The organism is Novosphingobium sp. GW821-FHT09E05 (assembly GCF_059416165.1).
This window is the reverse complement of the sequence record NZ_JBWKOQ010000002.1, coordinates 421,366-441,164: the sequence shown is the minus strand read 5'-3', so window position 1 is coordinate 441,164 and position 19,799 is coordinate 421,366. Positions and strand designations below refer to the sequence as shown.

General features: G+C 61.9%; 18 protein-coding genes and 1 pseudogene. 12 read left to right on the top strand and 7 right to left on the bottom strand.

The window, feature by feature from the left end:
- The first annotated feature begins 132 nt into the window (after nucleotides 1-132).
- Both AC07M9_RS13930 and AC07M9_RS13925 read left to right on the top strand, forming a co-directional pair.
- On the top strand, nucleotides 133-2,850 hold the full coding sequence (locus AC07M9_RS13930; RefSeq protein ID WP_494884346.1) for a TonB-dependent receptor domain-containing protein: 2,718 nt from the start codon (nucleotides 133-135) through the stop codon (nucleotides 2,848-2,850).
- Between the two features lie 74 nt (nucleotides 2,851-2,924).
- Nucleotides 2,925-5,102 carry a PKD domain-containing protein gene (locus AC07M9_RS13925; protein ID WP_494884345.1) on the top strand — a complete coding sequence of 726 codons (2,178 nt, stop codon included), beginning with the start codon at nucleotides 2,925-2,927 and terminating at the stop codon, nucleotides 5,100-5,102.
- Between the two features lie 12 nt (nucleotides 5,103-5,114).
- On the opposite strand, the gene AC07M9_RS13920 is transcribed toward AC07M9_RS13925, so the two are convergent.
- Nucleotides 5,115-5,639 (bottom strand): redoxin domain-containing protein, encoded by a 525-nt coding sequence (locus AC07M9_RS13920; protein WP_494884344.1) that lies wholly within the window; start codon nucleotides 5,637-5,639, stop codon nucleotides 5,115-5,117.
- A gap of 312 nt (nucleotides 5,640-5,951) precedes the next feature.
- Here AC07M9_RS13920 and AC07M9_RS13915 point away from each other — a divergent pair, with 312 nt between their 5' ends.
- Nucleotides 5,952-6,584 (top strand): tyrosine-type recombinase/integrase, encoded by a 633-nt coding sequence (locus AC07M9_RS13915; protein WP_494884343.1) that lies wholly within the window; start codon nucleotides 5,952-5,954, stop codon nucleotides 6,582-6,584.
- A gap of 153 nt (nucleotides 6,585-6,737) precedes the next feature.
- Here AC07M9_RS13915 and AC07M9_RS13910 read toward each other — a convergent pair whose 3' ends face one another.
- Nucleotides 6,738-7,496: an SDR family oxidoreductase gene (locus AC07M9_RS13910; RefSeq protein ID WP_494884342.1), complete on the bottom strand. Its 759-nt coding sequence runs from the start codon at nucleotides 7,494-7,496 to the stop codon at nucleotides 6,738-6,740.
- 74 nt (nucleotides 7,497-7,570) lie between these two features.
- Between AC07M9_RS13910 and AC07M9_RS13905 the strand changes: the two are divergent.
- The 3 genes and pseudogenes from AC07M9_RS13905 to AC07M9_RS13895 form a co-directional block, all read left to right on the top strand.
- Nucleotides 7,571-8,090: pseudogene (locus AC07M9_RS13905) on the top strand (cupin domain-containing protein); the annotation flags it as partial.
- Complete coding sequence (locus AC07M9_RS13900; protein WP_494884526.1) at nucleotides 8,079-8,516, top strand: helix-turn-helix transcriptional regulator; 438 nt, start codon at nucleotides 8,079-8,081, stop codon at nucleotides 8,514-8,516. The pseudogene AC07M9_RS13905 and the gene AC07M9_RS13900, both read left to right, overlap by 12 nt.
- 79 nt (nucleotides 8,517-8,595) lie before the next feature.
- Nucleotides 8,596-9,588, top strand: a complete 993-nt coding sequence (locus AC07M9_RS13895) for an oxidoreductase (RefSeq protein WP_494884341.1) — start codon at nucleotides 8,596-8,598, stop codon at nucleotides 9,586-9,588.
- Here AC07M9_RS13895 and AC07M9_RS13890 read toward each other — a convergent pair.
- Complete coding sequence (locus AC07M9_RS13890) at nucleotides 9,553-9,759, bottom strand: LysR substrate-binding domain-containing protein (RefSeq protein WP_494884525.1); 207 nt, start codon at nucleotides 9,757-9,759, stop codon at nucleotides 9,553-9,555. The genes AC07M9_RS13895 and AC07M9_RS13890 overlap by 36 nt on opposite strands.
- On the opposite strand from AC07M9_RS13890, the gene AC07M9_RS13885 reads away from it, so the two are divergent.
- The 5 genes from AC07M9_RS13885 (at nucleotide 9,694) to AC07M9_RS13865 (ending at nucleotide 13,262) form a co-directional block, all read left to right on the top strand.
- Complete coding sequence (locus tag AC07M9_RS13885; protein ID WP_494884531.1) at nucleotides 9,694-9,960, top strand: hypothetical protein; 267 nt, start codon at nucleotides 9,694-9,696, stop codon at nucleotides 9,958-9,960. The genes AC07M9_RS13890 and AC07M9_RS13885 overlap by 66 nt on opposite strands.
- Before the next feature lie 905 nt (nucleotides 9,961-10,865).
- Complete coding sequence (locus AC07M9_RS13880; protein WP_494884340.1) at nucleotides 10,866-11,594, top strand: hypothetical protein; 729 nt, start codon at nucleotides 10,866-10,868, stop codon at nucleotides 11,592-11,594.
- Nucleotides 11,591-12,385, top strand: a complete 795-nt coding sequence (locus AC07M9_RS13875) for a hypothetical protein (RefSeq protein WP_494884339.1) — start codon at nucleotides 11,591-11,593, stop codon at nucleotides 12,383-12,385. The genes AC07M9_RS13880 and AC07M9_RS13875 overlap by 4 nt, the downstream gene beginning before the upstream one ends.
- A complete protein-coding gene (locus AC07M9_RS13870) occupies nucleotides 12,382-12,963 on the top strand; it encodes a cytochrome c oxidase subunit 3 (RefSeq protein ID WP_494884338.1) in 582 nt (193 codons plus the stop codon). Before AC07M9_RS13875 ends, AC07M9_RS13870 begins: the two co-directional genes overlap by 4 nt.
- 2 nt (nucleotides 12,964-12,965) lie before the next feature.
- Nucleotides 12,966-13,262, top strand: coding sequence for a cytochrome C oxidase subunit IV family protein (locus AC07M9_RS13865; protein WP_494884337.1), 297 nt, complete (start codon nucleotides 12,966-12,968; stop codon nucleotides 13,260-13,262).
- Between the two features lie 6 nt (nucleotides 13,263-13,268).
- Here the strand turns inward: AC07M9_RS13865 and AC07M9_RS13860 are convergent, their stop codons facing one another.
- The 3 genes from AC07M9_RS13860 to AC07M9_RS13850 form a co-directional block, all read right to left on the bottom strand.
- A complete protein-coding gene (locus AC07M9_RS13860) occupies nucleotides 13,269-13,835 on the bottom strand; it encodes a TetR/AcrR family transcriptional regulator (protein WP_494884336.1) in 567 nt (188 codons plus the stop codon).
- A 169-nt stretch (nucleotides 13,836-14,004) separates the two neighbouring features.
- Nucleotides 14,005-15,228 (bottom strand): CaiB/BaiF CoA transferase family protein, encoded by a 1,224-nt coding sequence (locus AC07M9_RS13855; protein ID WP_494884335.1) that lies wholly within the window; start codon nucleotides 15,226-15,228, stop codon nucleotides 14,005-14,007.
- A 42-nt stretch (nucleotides 15,229-15,270) separates the two neighbouring features.
- Nucleotides 15,271-15,741 carry a GbsR/MarR family transcriptional regulator gene (locus AC07M9_RS13850; RefSeq protein ID WP_494884334.1) on the bottom strand — a complete coding sequence of 157 codons (471 nt, stop codon included), beginning with the start codon at nucleotides 15,739-15,741 and terminating at the stop codon, nucleotides 15,271-15,273.
- 66 nt (nucleotides 15,742-15,807) lie between these two features.
- Between AC07M9_RS13850 and AC07M9_RS13845 the strand changes: the two genes are divergently transcribed.
- On the top strand, nucleotides 15,808-17,274 hold the full coding sequence (locus AC07M9_RS13845) for an aldehyde dehydrogenase family protein (protein ID WP_494884333.1): 1,467 nt from the start codon (nucleotides 15,808-15,810) through the stop codon (nucleotides 17,272-17,274).
- 168 nt (nucleotides 17,275-17,442) lie between these two features.
- On the opposite strand, the gene AC07M9_RS13840 is transcribed toward AC07M9_RS13845, so the two are convergent.
- Nucleotides 17,443-19,764 (bottom strand): arylsulfatase, encoded by a 2,322-nt coding sequence (locus AC07M9_RS13840; RefSeq protein ID WP_494884332.1) that lies wholly within the window; start codon nucleotides 19,762-19,764, stop codon nucleotides 17,443-17,445.
- Nucleotides 19,765-19,799 lie beyond the last annotated feature (35 nt).

Genomic DNA, 19,799 nt, shown 5'->3' with positions numbered 1-19,799 from the left:
TAGCGGCCGGAAAATCGACAGGCCGTCGCGCCGAATGGGCGCAGGGAAGAGGGGAGTCTGATGGGGTACCAAGGGAGAATTGCGCGCGCGCGCCGCGTCGGCGCGAGTCCGCGCACACTCGCAGTCGCGGGCTTGGCGGCAATCGGGTTGCTGCCGGTCACGGCGTTGGCTCAGGACGGCGCGCCGCCGGACGTGCCGACCGTCGAAGACGAGATCGTCGTTACCGGCACGCTCCTCCGCGGCGGCTCGTCGGTGGGTTCCAATGCCATAACCCTCGGCGCCGACACCATCCAGAAGACAGCAGCGATCTCATCCAACGAGTTGCTCGCTTCGGTTCCGCAGGTCACCAACTACTTCAACCGGGTGCCGCTGGCCGACCTCGCGATCGCCACCAACCAGATCCAGGTGACCCGCCCCAACATCCGCAACCTGTCGCCAGGCGGAAAGGCGAGCGTGGCGGCAAGCTCGCCCACGCTGGTGCTGGTCGACGGGCACCGCATCGCCTCGGTCGGCGTAAACCAGGCCTCCGTCGATCCCGACATGATTCCGATCGGCGCTATCGAACGGGTCGACGTTGTGACCGAGGGCGGTTCGGCGACTTATGGCGCCGACGCGGTCGCCGGTACGATCAACTTCGTCACCCGGCGGCGCTTCGACGGTCTCAAGGTCGATGCGCACTATGGCTTCGCCGACGATTACTGGCAGTGGGACGCCAGCGCCACGGCGGGCAAGGATTGGGGCAGCGGATCGTTCTACGTCTCGTACAGCTATTCCAAGAGCGACAAGCTCTATGGCCGGGAACGCAGCTTCATCCGCGATCTCGACTATACGGCGCAGCCCTATGTCGGCCGAGATCTGACCTGCGAATCCTCGAACCTGTCGGTGAACACCGTTATCCCGGCGTTCGGCGCCACGGTGGCCTCGATCAACTATGCCGCGCCGGGCTATGTCGCCGGAACCCAGAACCTGTGCGACAACTCGCAGAACGACGTCTATATCCCTGAGGCCGAGCGCCACGGCGCTATCGCCAGCCTGTTCCAGGAATTGGACGATCGCACCAACGTGAACATCAAGGCGTTTTACGGCCGGCGAACCACGCTGAAGACCGGCGATCTGACCGGCGTCGTCGCGGTCAGCCCCGCCAACCCCTATGCGGCGGCCAGCCTGCCGGCGGGCCTGGCGCTCGGGCCGACGACCGTCACGATTCCCGGTTTCGGCACGTTCCCCGCGGTCAATCTCGCCTCGGTCAGCTTCAACCTGCGACCGTTGCTGGGCGCCGATGCGCAGCGCGAGAAGACCCGGCTGGACGAATGGGGCTTCAATGCCGAATTCGTGCGCGACATCGACGACAACTGGCAAGCGCGCCTGCTTTTCAACTGGAGCGAGAGCGACAGCGCGTTCAGCCTCACCGGTATCAGCAATGCCCGGCTGAGCGCCGCGGGCGCCGGCACGACCACGGCCACCGCGTTCAATCCGTTCAACGTGGCGACCAACAATCCGGCGCTGGTCGCGGACCTGATCGACAGCCAGATCGCCGGCCAGGCGCGCGACAACCTGGTCAACATCCGCGGCATCATCGAGGGACGCCTGCTGGAGCTGCCGGGCGGCGACCTGCGTCTCGCGGTAGGCTACGAATACATGAACGACCGGCTGCAGCAGCGCTATCAGAGCGACATCCGCATCGGGACGCTTTCGAGCTATCCTTACGGCACCTACGGCCGCAACGTGCACTCGGTCTTCGGCGAGGTGCGGGCGCCGATCCTGTCCGACGGCAATGGCGGCTCCCTGCTGACGCTGTCCGCCTCGGGCCGCTATGACGATTACAGCGACTTCGGCAGCACTTTCAACCCCAAGTTCGGCGCTACGTTCAAGCCGGCCGACTGGGTCACGCTGCGCGGCAACTGGGGCACGTCGTTCACTGCGCCGACCCCCCTCGACCAGCTCGGATCGCAGCGCAACACGATCAGTTCCTTCGCCTTCGTGCCCTTCCCGAATCCGGCCGATCCGCCGCCGAGCGGCGCCTACACGATCGGACTGCAGGGCTCGAACTCGAACCTGAAGCCGCAGACCGCCGACACCTGGTCGATCGGCGCGGACCTCACGCCGCTCGACGGGCTGCGCGCCAGCGTCAGCTACTACGACGTCAACTTCAAAAACATACTCCAGACCCCGCTCGTCAACGCGGACATCATCACCAACTATCCCGGACAGGTGCAGACCAACAGCGCGGGTTTCTCGGCGGCCGAGGTACTGGATTTCGCCGCGGGCGCACCAGGGGGAGCGGCCGTGGTTCAGCCGCTGATCGACAGCGGTACGCTGGTTTATTCGCTCGTCGACTTCCGCGTTGCCAACTTCGGCATCTTGCATGTCAAGGGCGTCGACTTCGACGTGAACTATACGCGTGACACCGGGTTCGGCAGCGTCGACGTGTCGGTCAACGGCAACAGGCCGCTGTCGCGCAAGGCCCAGGCAAGCTCGACCTCGCCGGTGGTGGACGAACTCGCGACCGAAAGCCCCAAGCTGTACCTGCAGGCCTCGCTGGGCGCCAACGTTGGGGCGCTGCGTGCCCAGGCGACCTGGAACCACACCGGCGGCTACCGGATCGCGCCGACCAGTTCGGTGCCGATCCAGGACCGCGTGAGCGCGTTCAACACGGTCAACTTGTTCTTCAAGTACGACGTGCCCGGCGACAGCCTGCTGCTCAAGAACCTGAGCTTCACGGTGAACGTCAACAACGTGTTTGACCAGGACCCGCCGATCCTGCGCCGCAACCTGCCGAGCGAACTCGGCTTCGCCAACGGCTTCACCTTCGGGCGCATGTTCGTCCTGGGGGTGAGCAAGCAGTTCTGACCTTGCGACGGGGCGGCCCTTGGGTTGCCCCCACCGGCTGCGCCGCGCGTGCCGGATCAGATTGGGAGACGATCATGAAGAACCGGATTATCGCTGCCGGAACGCTCGGCCTGGCCGCGCTGGCGGCATCGACTTGCCTCACCACGCCCGCGGCCGCCGCCGAGTGCCGGTTCGCGCCCGTCCGCCAGATCGACAAGGACGTCGGCGTGGAGCCGCAATTGCTGATCGACGGCACCTGCACCGATCCCGACTACAACGAAGCCACCTTCGTGGTCGATAAGACCGAGCAACTCACGCTCGAGGTGCCCGGCGGCTCGGCGATCCCCTACACCCAGGTGACGGGGCATTTCCCGGCGACCAGGACAACGGCGACCCTGCCGCCCTACGTGCGCCAGAGCCCGACGCTGTTCCAGCAGAACTATGTCTTCCGGTTTCCCGCGCGGGAATTCTGGAAGAACCGCTCGTTCGAGCAGCAGCACCCCTCGGGCGGGGGTGTGGTCGATAACCGGATGGCCTTCACCAACGGTGCTTTCTCGGTCAACTGGATGAGCGCCAGCACCGCCAATGCGGTGGCCAGCCACCGTCACGAGGCGGCGGCGACCAAGGTCGCCAAGGCCTATGCCAACAAGCTCTATGGCAACACCGCGAAGATCTACAGCTACTTCTGGGGCTGCAGCGGCGGCGGCATCGTCAGCATGGCCGCGGCCGAGAACACGGTCGGAGTCTGGGACGGGGTGCAACCGCATTGCCTCGGGCCAAAGGGCGTTGGGACCTTCCACTCGTTCCAGTGGCAGGCGCATTACACCATGGCGATCCCGCAGGCGAAGCGCGATGCGATCGCCGCGGCGACCGCGCCGGGCGGGACCGGTGACATCTATGCCGGCCTCAACGATGAGGAAAAGGCCGTCCTCGACGAGTTCATCGCCGCCGGTTACCCGTTGCCGGCGATCGGCAACCACTTCAAAAGCCTGGTGCCACTGGTTGATCCGATCGACATCCGCATCGCCGACCCGACCTACGAGGACGATTTCTGGTCGAAGTCGGGCTACGCCGGCGCCAATCCACCAGGCTACCTGAAGGCGGCGCTGATCGACGGCTGGGCGACGATCACCGGCATCACCCCCGGCGCCGACGGTACGCCGGCGGTGATCAAGTTCGACCCGGCGACCCTGCCCCGGCTGGGTGTCACTGGCGACAACTACCTCGAATTCTTCGTTTATGGGCCTGACGGCAAGACCCGCCTGATCGACCCGGAGGTCGTGGTGGGCGAGCCCAGCGACAACCGCCGCCGCTTCAGCCTTCAGGGCAAGTACGATCCCGCCGCAGGGACGCTGGCCGTGAGCGGCACGAAGAGCGACGTGTTCGGCAAGTCTTCGCCGATCACCAACAGCAAGCTCCTGCTCGACGGATTGAAGGTCGGCGGCAAGGTGCGGGTCAACAACCGCTTCATCCTCGCGATGTACTACTACCCGCGGTACAGCAACATCCCCGGCAGCCGCAGCCACGACCAGTACCGCAACGCCGACGGATCGCCCAAGTATCCGCAACGCGCCGACATCAGCGTCCTCTACGGCGCAAACTATCGCACGATGGGCGGACGCTTCGAGACGGGCGAGGTCAAGACCAAGATCATGATCCTGGAGGGGATGAACGACAACCTCTCGTGGCCGATCTTCAATGTCAGCTATGCCGAGGAGGTCCAGCACGCCCTGGGTGCGGCCAAGGCCGACAAGACGATGCGCTTCTACCTGCACGACAACGGCAGCCACAGCGCCGGCGCCGGCGAGCCGGGCATCTTCCAGCAATCCATGCAGGATATGATGGCCTGGGTGGAGAAGGGCGTCGTGCCGCCGCCGTCCACCCGCTACACGATCCGCAACGGCCAGGTCGTGCCCGCGCCGCGGGCCGCCGACCACGGCGGCCTGCAACCGGTGATGACGCTTGCGGTCGATGGAGCCAATCGCGCTACGGTGAAGGCGAACCAGCCGGTGAACCTGGTCGGAGAGCTCGAGATGCCGCCGAAGACCGGCAAGATCGTCCAATATTTCTGGACGGTTGCCGGCGCCGACGATGCCCCGACCAACCTCGCCACGCCGACGCAAAAGGTAGAGGTCAAGCGCACGCTCAGCTTCCCGACACCGGGCTCCTACCTCGTGCGCTTGACCGTCAACGGCCAGCGTGACGGGCAGGTCGATCCGTTCAACAAGACTCTTCTGCGCAACTTCAAGGAGGTCCGCGTCGTCGTGGAATGACGCGGGAACGCTCTACTTCTTGATACCCTCGACGAAGATGAGGGTTTTCTTGACGTGATCGCGGACCTCGTCGTCGTTGTGGACGAAGACGATCCTGCCTGAGGGCGCGATCACGTAAGTGGTGCGGGTGTTGAACATGGCGCCGTCGTTGACGTCGAAGGCGTTGACCAGGGCCTCGTCGGCAGAAGCCAGCGCGAACCGTCCCTGCGCAGCGCCTGTCGACAGGCCGGTCAGCGAGGCGACGGAATCGCGCGACATGCCCAGCACGGTGACCCCGGCAGCGCGGAAATTCTGGATATTTGTGGCGAATTCCCGCGTCTCGGCGTCCTCGGTGAAGGCGGACGGGAAAAAATACAGCACCACCGGTCCAGCCTGAAGGAGCGCGGCGAGTTCGACCTGCTTTGCCGAACCATTCTCTACCGCTTCCACCGTAAACGGTGCAACGACATCGCCAGGCGAAAGCGCGGCATGGGTCTGTGTAGAGACTCCCATGAGGGAAACGGCAATGGCAAGTTTCAATTTCATCGAGCCCTCCATGCACGCACGTAGACGAAGTGGCCGAGGAAGTCGCGCCTCTATCCGACACCACAGCCGGATCTGAGCGATCCAGGCGCTAAACTCGATACGCGCCTTCCGTTCACCGTGCTAAGAAAGCGGATCGACCGACCGGCTCTGGGCTTTTCTGATCATTCTACCGCGCCTGCCAACGACAGCCTTCGACAGAACCCGACGTTCGGTGATGTAAATGTGAACGGCTCATTCTGGTCGACACGAGCCGCCCAACAAGTCCTGCGCATCCTCGTCGGCAAGCGTTCTGCAGATGGCCAATGTGGCCATAGGAGAACGATCATGGAGATGCCTAAAACAGAACTTACCGCCACCAAGCGCCCGCCCTGGAATGCCGGAAGGACCGTGGGCGCAAAGCGGGCCCTGAAACCGAAACAAATCTGGGAAATCCGCTTCTATCTCAACCAGCGCCGTCGCTTGCGAGACCGTGCACTGTTCGACCTCGCGATCGACAGCAAGCTTCGTGGTTGCGATCTGCTGCAGATGAAGATCGGCGGCCTTGTCAGCGGCGGGCAAATCCGAACGCGGGCAATCGTAATGCAGCAGAAAACAGGCCGGCCTGTTCAATTCGAACTGCTGCCAGATGCTCGGGCCAGTTTGCTGGCGTGGCTCGAGCGCCGGGGCGGCACGGTGGACGATTATGTGTTCCCGAGCCGGGTTGATCCTAATGGGCACCTGAGCACACGGCAGTATGCTCGGCTTGTCGACGAATGGGTGTCAGGGGTCGGGCTAATGCGAAGCGAGTATGGCACCCACTCACTTCGGCGGACGAAGGCATCGATCATCTACAGAGCGACCGGCAATCTGCGGGCTGTCCAGATTCTTCTCGGTCATAGCAAGATAGAGAACACCGTGCGATATCTCGGGATCGATGTGGAAGACGCGCTTGCCCTTGCCGAAAACACAGAAATCTGAACCCTTGGCGCCCGTTTCTGGTAGAGAGCCGGAAACGGGTGCTTGGACGAAGCAGTCGTACACGCTGCCCAGCTCAACGACGGCTATCGTCAGCTAATGTCCTTTGTAAGTTGTGCTTATATTGGGACTCCCCCGCCCAAACCAGCGGCCGGATCACACCATCCCTCCGCTAACGTGGATCACCTGCCCATGTATCCAGCGTAGCGGTCCGGCGAGCGCGAGCACCACGTCCGCCACATCGTCGGGCTCGCCGATCCGGCCGAGCGGCGTCGATCCAACGATGAACTGGCGGAGCGCGTCGCCGTCGGCCTTGGCGAATTCGTTGCGCAGCATCTCCGTCTCGGTCGGTCCGGGGGCTACGGCGTTGATCGTGACGTCGCGACCCCGCAGCTCGAGCGAGAGCGTGCGCACCATTGCCTCCAGCCCCGCCTTGCTGGCGGTATAGACGCTGTAGCCCGGCGCGGTGCCGCGCGTGACGGCGCTCGACAGGTTGACGATCGCGCCGCCTTCGCGCACGCGCGTCATCGCCTGGCGGTTGACGAGGAACGCGCCCAGCAGGTTGGTGCGCAGGATCGCATCAATATCGGCCACCGGAAAATCGGCAAGCGGATGGGTAATCATCATCGCTGCCGCATGCACCACGACATCGACGCCGCCGAACGCGCAGTCTGCCGCATCGAACAGGCCCGCGACGGCGGCATCGTCGGCGACGTCCACCGCAACGGCTATAGCGGTACCGCCGTCGCGCGCGATAGTCGCGACCGCGGCATCGGCATCCCCGGCCGCAGACCGGTAGCCGATGACCACGGCATAGTCTTCCGCCGCCAGCCGTTCGGCGATCCTTTTGCCGATCCCGCGCGATCCGCCGGTTACGATCGCCACCCGGCGCGGCGCACCTGTTGATTGAGTCATGACAACCTCCTGCAATGTGGAAATCACCTTGCAATCAAACTTTGGAACGATGAATATTTGAACGTCCGCGTTATATGTGCAATCGTTCAGACATGGCTAGCGATCCCTTCTCCTCCGTCCTTTCGATGATGAACGCCCGCGCGGTGGCAGCGGGTGGATTCACGGCCGCCGGTCGATGGGCACTGCGCTTCCCACCGCCGAAGAAGATCAAGTTCTTCGTCATGGCGCGGGGCAATAGCCTGCTGATGGTGGATGGCATCGCCGCGCCGTTCACGCTGCGCGAAGGCGATGTCTTCCTGCTGCAGGCCGGCGCAGGCTTCGTCATCACCAGCGACGCCGACACCACCCCGCGCAATGCCCTGGAGGTGTTCGACGCAGGCGTGCCGGAGATCGTCGATCTTGGCGGCGAGGACATCCTCTTTCTCGCTCTTTCTCGGGGGACATATCGACCTCGACCTGGCTGGCGGCGACATGCTGGTCGCGCACCTTCCCGCCGCAATCCATCTGCCTTCCGGGCGGGCGGAGAGCCGGCGCCTCGGCTGGCTGATCGATGCCTTCGTGCGCGAGCAGACCGAACCGGACATGGGTTCGGATCAGGCCTGCGCGGCGATCGCCCAACTCATTTTTCTCGAAGTGCTTCGCGCGCATGTCGCCGAACCCGACATGCAGGCCACTGGCTGGCTGCGCGGGCTTGGTGACCTGCGGCTGGAGCCGGCTCTAAAGGTGATCCATGCCGAGCCGGCGCGCGACTGGAGCGTCGAGGAACTGGCGCGCCGCGCCGGCATGTCGCGGACCGCCTTCGCGGTTCGGTTCAAGGCGGTGATCGGGCTGGCTCCGTTGGCCTATCTTACCGACTGGCGGATGCGGGTGGCGCGGCGCGGTCTCGCCGCAGGCGTGCCGATCGCCTCGCTCGCGCCGACGGTCGGCTATGGATCGGAAGCGGCGTTCAGCACCGCATTCAAGCGCGTCGCCGGGGTCGCGCCGACCCACTATCGACGCATGGTGTTGAACGATGGATAATGGAGTGAGAACTCGGACGTATTCTTAGTTCCGTTTCTCCAGCCTATCCTTGGGCATATTTTCCGAGGAGATGTTCCCCATGACCACGCCCCAGCACCCGATCGGCTCTGGCTTTTCGGCCGCCACCACCACGGCCCATATCCTGCGCGGCATCGATCTGGTCGGGCATGTGGCGATCGTGACCGGCGGCTATTCGGGGATCGGCGCCGAGACGGTGCGCGCCCTGCTGTCTGCCGGCGCGCGCGTGATCGTACCGGCGCGCGATGTTGATCGCGCCAGCGCCTGCCTCGCGACCATGGGCGGCGTGGAAATCTGGCCGATGGACCTGCTCGACCCCGAGTCAATCGATGCTTTCGCCAAGCGGTTCCTCGACACCGGACTGCCGCTCGACATCTTGGTCAACAGTGCGGGGATCATGGCGGTACCGACGCTCGAGCGCGATGCGCGCGGGCACGAACTGCAGTTCGCGACCAATCATCTCGGGCATTTCCGCCTCGTCCAGCGGCTGCTCCCGGCATTGCGCGCGGCAGGCAAGGCGCGGGTCGTCTCGGTCTCGTCCTTCGGCCATCGCTACTCGCCGGTGCATTTCGATGATCTCGATTACACGCGCCGGGCCTATGATCCCTGGCTCGGCTATGGCCAGTCGAAGACCGCCAATATCTTGCTCGCGGTCGAACTCGACGCGCGCGAGCGGGCGAACGGCATCCGCGCATTCGCGCTGCATCCCGGTTCGATTGCCGGCACCGGCTTGGAAAAGCATATCCCCCGGCAAATGCTGATCGATCATGGGGTGCTCGATGCCGCCGGCAATCCGATCCGCGATCCCGCCCGCAACCTGAAGTCGGCCGAGCAAGGGGCCGCGACCAGCCTGTGGTGCGCCGTCAGTCCGCAGCTTGACGGCATGGGCGGGGTCTATTGCGAGAATTGCGAGATTGCCAAGGTGTCCGAGGCTGGCAGCGTCGAGACGACCATGGCGGATTCGTTGCGCCCGGGCGGGGTGCTGGGCTATGCGATTGATCCCGAAGCGGCGCGGCGTCTATGGGCGCTCAGCGAGGAATTGACCGAGGCGTGACCATCGGGCGAACCGTCCAGCCGCGCAGTCCATGAACGCGCGGACGCGCGGCGAGAACTGGCGGCTGGGCGGATAAAGCAGAGACACCGGCACCGAAGGCGGCCGATGCTCCTGCAATATCTCAACCAGTCCGCCCGCCGCCAGTTCGCGCGCCGCGTGGAACAGTGGCACCTGGAAAATTCCGAAGCCGAGCACTGTCTTGCGGTCCAGATCGGGAACGAAAACCCGGCAGCCGTCAAACTCGCGAATGGCTCTTTACAGCGCGAGCAGTCATTCGCGCATCCACGCTGGAACGGCGGAAGCTGGTCGCGTGCGGCCGGAAGCGGAACGCCTTGTCATGGGACGAAGCCGTCGTTCCCTATCGACGTTTAGAGCGGCAGGTTCTTTGCCAATACCCGACACTGAGCGTTCGCCGGCTTGGCCACGCACAGTGACTGCAACGGGCTGCTGACTGTCAGCTTCTCATCACCCACCACCATACTGCAGACTAAGCCGTTACCGGCCAAATCAGCCAAGTTGGCGGCGCTATTTGAGCAGCCGCATGAAGATACTGTTAGCTTGGGTGAATTTCTTGCGCTGTCCGCGGAGCTTTTGTGCGTTCCTATCGAATGAATACTACACCACACCGTCCACTTCTCAGATGACAGTGCCATGAGGCGTAGCTTGCTTCAGGGATTTCCCTGCGGGAAATCGTCGGTGTCCGCACCTGCTCCAGCACTCCGTTCACCCCATAGAGCCAGCTGGGATACAAATAGCGCAGCCACCTACGGCGCCCCTTCTTCGGTGGCCACGAGACGGCTGCCGCGATAGCGACAGGTAGCGAAATGCCTTGGTCGAACCATCGTCAGGGCGGACTATGACGATCGTAAAGCCGGTCGCCTGACATGCGTCGCTGGTCGCATCGCCGTTGAGTTTCGACATCACCTTGTTGCGAACTACCGCCGCGTTATCGTTGAACGTCGTCGAGGAAATGGCGGTCCCAGTCGCACTCGCCATGGTGCGAAGAAAGTTCATCAGACCGTTAGCGTATGCTTGCCCCGGGCCAGGGCGAAGCAGAAGAAGCGGTGCGTTTTTTCAAATCGTTACTGATTTCCCATGACCAATTGGTAGCAACACTCATTCGGCGCCGTCGCAAGACTTCCGATCTACCCCAACGTATTGGGATCGCTGGGGCGATGGTGCGCGCCACAGCCGCTGTCATTGTGTTGCGTTATGGATATTGGAATTCCATAAACGATCTAATGGTTCATAAAAGATAACGGCTTGGGATTGGGAGAATGGAGATGGGATCGGCAGGCCAAAGGATCTGTCTCTGGACCGCGCCGGTGGTGGCAGCAGTCTGGTTTTTGTGTTTCCTGTCCTTTCCAGGATTCACGCCGCCGATGTCCCCTCGCCTTCCGGCCGAGGCGGTCGCGGCATTCTATGCCGATCCTGACAACCTTGCCCGAACCCGTTACGGCATGATCCTGTTCAACTGGTTCGGCATCGGTTTTCTACCGTTTTATGGGCTTATCACCGTCCAGATAAAACGCATGGCCCACAACAGCGAAGTCCTAGCTTATGGTTTCCTGGGCACCGCGACATCGGCCGCCACAATAATGTCGCTCGCGATCTTGTTCTTCCAAGTCGCCGCCTTCCGACCTGATCGCGATCCCGCCATCGTCCAACTCATCAATGATATGGCCTGGATGACATTCACCGTTCCGGTAAGTTTCGTGATGGCGCAGGCGGGAGTGCTCGCCCTCGCCATTATCTTCGACCGCCAACCGACCCCGATCTATCCGCGGTGGGTTGCGTGGTTCAATTTGCTCGCCGTCGTGCTGCTGGCGCCTGCGGTCTTCGCCTCCGTGAAGCTCGAAGGGCCGCTGGCTTGGGACGGCATCTGGTCATTTTGGGTGCGCATCGCAACTTATGTAGCCTGGACTGCAGTGATGTTTGTGATGACTTGGCGCACGCTGGGTCGCATGGACGAGAATCGCATTTCGGCGACGGAGGCCATGCGATGATCGCCTCGATCTCCACTCCACCGCCGCACGGCACCGGCCTATTTGGAAAGTTGGCCTGGAACTGGAAGCACAACCGCCAGATCGAACTATGGATCGTTTGGTGGTCGATGCCGGTGTTCTATCAAATTTTCACGATCACCTATTTCGTGCTGGCGCGCACGCAACCGCCCCCCCCTCCCTCATGGGGTGCCGAGGAGATCCGGCAGTGGCTCGACCTGCGGCATGGCGGAATAGGCGTGGGCTACATCCTTTTCTACCTAACGATCGGTCTGCCGGGCTGGCACATCGGCTTGATCTGGGTTCTGATCAAGAACATGACGGTGCATCGTTCCTGGGCCTATGCCTATCTAGGTACGATGGCAGCAGGTACCTTGCCCGGCGCCATGCTCAACGGTTTCGCCTATTCGGTCCTGGCGCTGAGGCCTGACCGTGACCCACGCGCGCTTCAATTCATCTACGAATTTGCTAACCTGACGTTCGTGGGAACGATGGGCGTGTTCTTCGTCGGCTCATTTATCTTCGTGGTCGCTATCTTGCTCGACCGCAATGAAATCTTGCCAAAGTGGTTCGGCTTTGCGTGCATCTGGAACCTGACTACCGAGTTCACGGTAGCGCCTGCGTGGATATTCCAACACGGGCCGATGACCTGGACCGGCGGGATCACCTTCTACTGGAACATGGTAGTCTACGGTACTTGGCAGATGATGTATTTTGTCGTCTTCTATAAGGCGATCAACAAGATTCGCTCTAATCTGGCACCCTCAACTCATGCAGGCGGAGACCTGTCATGACGATCACCCCGCAGCAAAGCGAGGGTCAACCGGCGCACGCCATCGGGCAAGGCGCGATGTGGGTGTACATCATTGGAGACCTGTTCATCTTCGGCGGTTGGTTCGTATTCTACCTCGTCTATCGCGCGCTTGACCCGGCAACGTTCTTTACATCGCAGGCTCAGCTCAACCAGACGGCGGGAATGTTTAATACACTGATACTGCTCGTCAGTTCTTGGCAGGTCGCGCTCTGCGTAAACGCCGCTCGGGAAGGACGGTTCGATGCTGCAACGCGTAACGCCTGGTTGACCATCGCACTGGGAACCGTGTTTGCTGTCTCGAAGCTGTTCGAATGGTCACATGGAATGGCGGCCGGCCACACCTTCACCACCAACCGCTTCTTCATGTTCTACTACTTCCTGACGGCAATCCACCTGTTCCATGTCCTCTGCGGCTTCATCGTGCTGGGCGTGTTAGTGCGCAATCTCAGAACGCCCGAACTGCGCAGCCAGATCGTAACGGAAAACTGCGCTGCCTATTGGCACATGATCGACCTGCTCTGGGTGGTCATCTTCGCCTTGCTCTATCTTATGAGGTAACTATGCTCGCGAACCGCAAACGCCTGCGCCTCGTGCTCCTTTTGATCGTCTCGGTCACTTTGCTGTCCTGGTCGCTGGGCACCGGGGGCGGCGGACACCCGACGAAACCGAACCTGACGATTTCGGCCGCGGTGATCTTCATTGCATTGCTTAAGGTGCGGGTGATCATGCGCGAGTTCATGGAAATGGGACTGGCGCCGGCGTGGGTGCGCCGAACGAGCGACGGATGGCTGTTGTTGTTTTTCGCGGCAGTCTTCGCTGCACATTACGCCGTGCAGAACTGGTCCCCGCAGGCGTAAGGTTGCTTACTCCAACCTTCCGACCACCTGAGCGATAAACAGGCGATCCATGATATGTGCGACCTGATGTGCCGAGAGTTCAGGCGACTGCGCGAGCCACCAGCCTAACACCTCGACAACGAGCCCGATAACCAAAGCTGTCCCGGTGTCCCTCGGAAGCCAGGACTGGGCTGGTGGCCAGTCCTCAGACATCTCCGTGGTATGCACGATCATCCGCTCGCGTAAGAGCGGTGCCGCACCCCCGAGGAGCAGCGCCGACCAGACCCGGCGCCGGCTGTCGACATGCTGGCACATCCTGACGGTGGCGGTCAGACTGTCCGATGACCGCAGCAATGGCAAAGACTGTTGGATCATCTCTGACGCCTCGCGGTCCGCGAGGTCGGCGAGAGCCGCTTCCTTAGTCGGAAAGTGACGAAAAAAAGTCGTGTAGCCGATATCGGCCTCGGCGGAGATCTGTTTGGCCGTGATCTGCTCGATCGCGTTGTTCTGCAGTAGATTTTCTAGTGCGCCGCGGATGGCCAACAGCGTCTTGCGGACCCGCCGGTCGGGGATCGGGTCGGCGGCATTCGTCATGGGCAGCCTCGCATGCAGGGCAGACGGCGACCGTTGTATCGCCGTTGTTCATGCCCATAACTCTTATCGTCCTACGATTGCCATATGATACATTTCAAGGAGCACGATTTCCCGGATCTTCTCGTTAAACCTATGTTCTCCCGGGTCAGGAGTCCGTTTTAGCCAAAGACTAGGCAATGGCCCCTGATGTCTTGAGCTGCTCAATCCGGTCCCATTCGAGCCCTAGTTCCATGAGGACCAGTTCAGTGTGCTCGGACGCCTGCGGTGCTCTTGTGGTCACCAGAGGCTCACCGTCCCACTGAACCGGACCCCGCACGAGGCGCAATGGTTCGCCGTCCGCTCCATCCACTTCGATGATCATGTCGTTGGCCAGCGCTTGCTCATCTTCGAGCAGATCGGTGAAGCTCTGAACAGGGGCCCACTGCCCGCGCATCGTTTTAAGGTGCTGCTTCCAGTAGGAAAAGGGCTTCGCTGCGAAAGCTTCAACCATGTATTCGCTGGCGGCGACCGCATTCTCAAACAGCTTGACCGGCTCGCAAAACCGCGGGTCCTCAGCGAGGCCGGGCAGGCCTAGGTGCTCGAAGGTGTCACGGATCAGGCCGGTCGGGCTGTTGATGCACAAATTTATCGTGCCGCCGTCCGAGGTACGGTAATTGCCGTTGAATGGGCTGCGTTTGGAGCCGCCTGAGACCGGCATGGTGTTCTTCATCGGCACCCCGGTTTCCATGATCTGCGCCAACAGTGCACCCGACGCCCACCATGCCGAACTCAGTAGGGAAACATCCATCACCTTGGCTTCGCCCGTCTTTTCGCGGTGATAGAGCGCGGCAGAGAGGCCGCCCGCTATAAACATGGCGCCGATGGAGTCGCCGAAGGCGGGGATCGCCTGGCCCAATGGGCCGTCAAGCTCCGGCGGGGTCATCGCATCCGCTATACCACTTCGCGACCAGAAGGCAGTGCCGTCGAAGCCGCCCTTTTCGCGTTCCGGCCCCTTGTCGCCGAAGGCGCTGCCGCGGGCATAAATGATGTTCGGGTTGGCCGCGCGAATGTGTTCGACATCGAATTTGTTCTTTTGGCGCACCTGGGGAAGGTAGTTAGTCAGGAAGATATCCGCGGTCTTGGCCAGCTCGTAAAGCACGGCCTGTCCTTCTGCGGTAGCGAGGTCGATCCCGACGCTGCGCTTGCCGCGATTGGGATGCTCGATCAACGTGTGCCGCAGCGGATCGAGTTGGACGCCGCCCATGTTGAGGAATCCCCGCTGAGTGTCTCCCCGCAGCGGGTGCTCGATCTTGATAACGTCTGCTCCCCAATCGGCCAAGATTCCGCCCGCCGCCGGCACGAACGTGAACTGGGCAACTTCCAGGACCCTGACGCCATCCATGACATTGCTCATAGCTACTCCCACTTGATCGTTATCATTTCCGCTGTCGTTGACTCAGGCTGCGTCGGACTCTGCCTCGGCAAAGATCACTTTCTCCATCGCGACCTTAAGGTCGCCATGGAACCGGGCGAGACGGGCGAGGCGGTCCGCAGAAGGCCCCGGCGCCATTGTCTTGCTGTTCACCGCGAGAAGCGCTGCTGTGCGTCCGAGCGTTTCAGTCTGCGCCCGGAGCGGCAGCCCGGGATCATCCCCTGCGATGAAACGGATGCGCTTGGAGCCGCGCTCTCCCACCCGACGCGCGTTCCCGTGCTGCTCCAACAGCTTGGCCGCATTAAAAACGTTGCTGCGGCTCATTTCCAAGTCGCGAGCGATTTCGTCGATACTTGCCGCCTCGTCGCGGATCTGGAGATATCCATAAAGGCGAGCTGCGTTGTTCGGCATGTTCCAGACCGACAGGAGGCCGGCCAGGTCATCGACGAACCGGAGCTGCGTCTGCGTCATACCTGATGTTGCAATATTCTGCATATTGAGAATATACAAACTATCAAAGAGCGAATCAAGCTCGGTTTGCCCAACGGAAGGATTTCTGAGATGAGCGTACTCCCCGATGCCCTGCTCTACGTCGATGGCACGATGCGCCCCGCAGAAGGCAGTCGAACTTACGACAATATCGGTCCATGGACCGGCGAACCGGTCGGTAAGGCGGCCGATGCTTCCGCGGCCGATGTCGAGGCTGCGATCGCCGCCGCCCGCCGCGCGTTCGACACGACCGACTGGTCGACCAACCATGAGAAGCGCTTCGCGCTGGTGAAGAAGCTGCACGAACTCTTCGTCGCCAACACCGACCGCCTGATCGACATCGCTCGTCACGAGGTCGGAGCCCCGCTCGTTGCGGTGAACCGCGCGCAGGTCGCGAACTGCCTGAACAGCTGGGCCGACCTCATGGCAGTTTTCCCAAAGCTGGCGTGGGAAAAGGACTACGGCGACAAGGAGGCGATGGGCTTTGTTACGCGCCGCAAAGCAGTCTACGAAGCCGTGGGCGTCGTAGGGGCGATCACGCCCTGGAACTTTCCGCTCTATGTGAACGCCGAGAAGGTCGTCTCCGCCCTGCTGGCCGGTTGCACGGTCATCCTCAAACCCGCGCCGGACACACCCCTGGCGGGTTCGATTTTCGGAGAACTGGCAGCGGAAGCGGGATTTCCGGCGGGTGTCGTCAACGTCATCACCGCCGCCGATCCCGCTGAGGCCGGCGAGCTCCTGGTAACCGATCCCCGGGTCGATCTCATCACTTTCACCGGTTCGACCGGGATCGGCAAGCACATCATGCGCCAGGGTGCCGAGACCATGAAGCGCGTCTTCCTGGAACTTGGCGGCAAGTCCGCCAACATCGTGATGGAGGACACTCCCGATTTCACCCGCATCGTCGCTCAGTCGATCCTGGTGTTTCACGCCGGCCAGGGCTGCGCCGTGCAATCGCGCCTGTTGGTGCCGCGCAGCCGATATGACGAAGTCAAGGAAGCACTGAAGGCCGCTTACGATGGCTTCGCGGACAAGTGGGGGCACTTCGACGACGCCACCTGCTCGATGGGACCGGTCGTCTCGAAAAAGCAGATGGAGCGGGTTAAAAGCTACATCGAGCTGGGCAAGGCCGAAGGCGCTACGCTTCTAGCCGGCGGCGAACTACGTCCCGACAAAGGCACCGGTTGGTTCATCGAGCCCACCTGTTTTTTCGACGTCACCAACGATATGCGCATCGCGCAAGAAGAAATCTTTGGTCCTGTGCTGGTCGTGATCCCGTTCGATGACGAAGACGATGCCATCCGGATCGCCAACGATAGCATCTACGGGCTTTCAGGTGGTGTCTGGTCAGGGGATATCGAACGCGCGATGAAGATCGCAACCCGCATCCGTTCCGGTACGATCAGTGTCAACGGCGGCGCGCCAATCAACGGCGACCTGCCCTTCGGCGGCTACAAGCACTCCGGGGTCGGCAGGGCATGGGGGGTTGAGGGTCTTGAGGAATATCTGGAAACCAAGGTCATCGGCTGGCGCGCTTGAACCGGAATACGTCATATGTGGTATCCCGGCAGGACATCGCTCCTGCCGGGTGAGTGCGGGCGCTCGCCAAAAGGGTAATCATGAACCACCTAACGGCGGTCCGACGAGTGCCAGCACAACCAGCCGGAGCAGCGCGGCTGTGAGACCTGCTTTGGTCGCGCCGCGCGCTCACTCAAGATCGATGTCAATCTGATGGATCGCGCCGGAGAAGCGACTGTCGGCTACGGTGTAGTCTGTGTTGACCGGCGTGATTGTATCCATGCCCACGTCGAAGCCTTCGGTGTGCGACATCCAGCCACGAATGGTACGACCGATCTGTCCGTTGCCCACTGGCTTACCATCTATGCTGATGGTGAGTGTGCCGCCTGAGCCCAATCGCGCCTTGTCCGCTTTGAACGCCGCAGTGACCTTATGGCGACCAGCGCCGAGTGCACTCGTACCTCGGATGGTGAACTGATCTGAGCCCACAGCATTGTAGTGGAACACGGGCTTTCCATCCTTCAGGTAGAAGGCGTAGCCGCCGAAGCGGCCACCCTGCGTGACCAGCACGCCCTTGGCATTCGCACCAACATCGATGTCTGCATCGATGGTAAACGATTTACCTATGGTGTGCGGTGCAGCATCTTCGTTCAGGTGGCTGAGCGGAGCGCGATAGACGAAGTGGCTGCGGTTGCCGCCCAGTGTCGGTCTGCCCTGCGAGCCTTCACTGTAATCATGGATCGGCAGGATGTGGTTGACCGCCGCTTCCTTCCAGAATAGGTCCTGCATTTCCTTGAGCTTGGCCGGATTGCTCGCAGCGAGATCGTGCGCGGTGGTGAAGTCCTTGTCGAGGTTGAATAGCGTCCACTTACGATTCTCAGGCCCAACGCTCAGTTTCCGGTCTTCGCCCACACCGACTTCCCAAGCCATTCGCTTCGGCAGCGTGCCGGCCATCCAACCATCATGATAAATGCCAAAATTTTCCATCATCTCGAAAACTTGCGTGCGTCGTTGGGAGGGAGCCCTCGGCGCGGTGAAGCTATAGGCCAGGCTGATGCCGTCGATTGGCTGCTGCTTGACGCCTTCAAAAGTATCTGGCGCCTGGATCCCGGTGGCTTCCAGAATGGTGGGCGCGATATCGCTGACGTGGGTATACTGAGTGCGAAAAGTCCCCATGTCCTTAATCCGCGCGGGCCACGAAATAACCATTCCGTTGCGCGTGCCACCCGCCTGCGAGGCAATCTGCTTCCACCACGGATAGGGGCTATTCATCGCCCAGGCCCAAGGCGCCGGGAAGTGGTTGTAGACGTTCGGCCCGCCGATATCGTCGTAGTGCGAGGCGAGTTCGGCGAATGTCTCCTTGTGACCGGTGATTGCCGATTGTTCGAAAGCGAGGCCATCGAGTCCGCCTTCCGCGCTCGATCCGTTGTCGCCCTCAATGAAGACGATCATGGTGTTGTCGAGCTGGCCGCTGTCGCGAAGGCCCTGGATAACCCGGCCGGTCTGGAAGTCGGAATAGGCGACGGTCGCGGCGTAGGCTTCCATCAGCCGTGCGGAAATCTTCTTGTGCTCGGCATCGAGCGTATCCCAAGCCGGCAGTGAATCCGGGCGCGGCGACAGAACCGAATCCTTGGGTATCAGGCCCATCGCCTTCTGGCGCTTGAAGCTCTCCTCCCGGACCATGTCCCAGCCCTGGTCAAACTTGCCCCTGAATTTCTCTAGCCATTCCCTCGGTGCCTGATGCGGCGTGTGCGCGGCGCCGGGTGCATAATACATGAAGAACGGCTTATCCGGCGCACTGGCCCGCTGCGCCTGCAGCCAACTGATGGCGTGATCGGCGATGTCCTTTTCGAAGTGGTATTCGCGCTCCTCGGGCTGCTCAACCGCCTTTTCGTTCTCAACGAGGTTTGGATTCCAGAGCGACGTATCTGCAGACAGGAAACCATAGAAATACTGGAAGCCAAGGCCGGTGGGCCAGCGGTCGAACGGGCCGGCGGGGCTCATCTCCCATTCGGGCGTCAGGTGACTCTTTCCGAGCATGGCGGTGTTGTAGCCCCCGGCCTTGAGCATCTGCGCGATCGTCGCAGCGGTCCTGGGAATAGCCGTGGTATAGCCGTCATAGCCGGTGGGCAGGTTGGTGACGTTGCCCATATTGACGTTGTGGGGCTCGCGCCCGGTCAGCAACGATGCGCGGGTGGGTGAGCACAGCGCAGTGGTATTGAAACGGCTGTAGCGAAGGCCCTGTTTTGCCAGGCCTTCGAACGTCGGCGTCGAGACGGGACCGCCGAAGGCACTGCTGACGCCGTAGCCAACATCGTCGGTCATGATCACCAACACGTTCGGCGCGCCTTTTGGCGCCTCAGGCCCGGCAGGCCAGCGCGGAGCATGAGTCGTCTCTACGGTCCGGCCCACGGCGTCAGCGGCCACTTGAGCCAGCACCGGCGAAGCGCAGACGAGAGCGGATGTGGCGAGCAAGCCTGCCCACAGGCGCGACGATCTGGTCATCATCATATCCTTCTTAGTGTTCTCTCCTCCCGCAGAAAAAA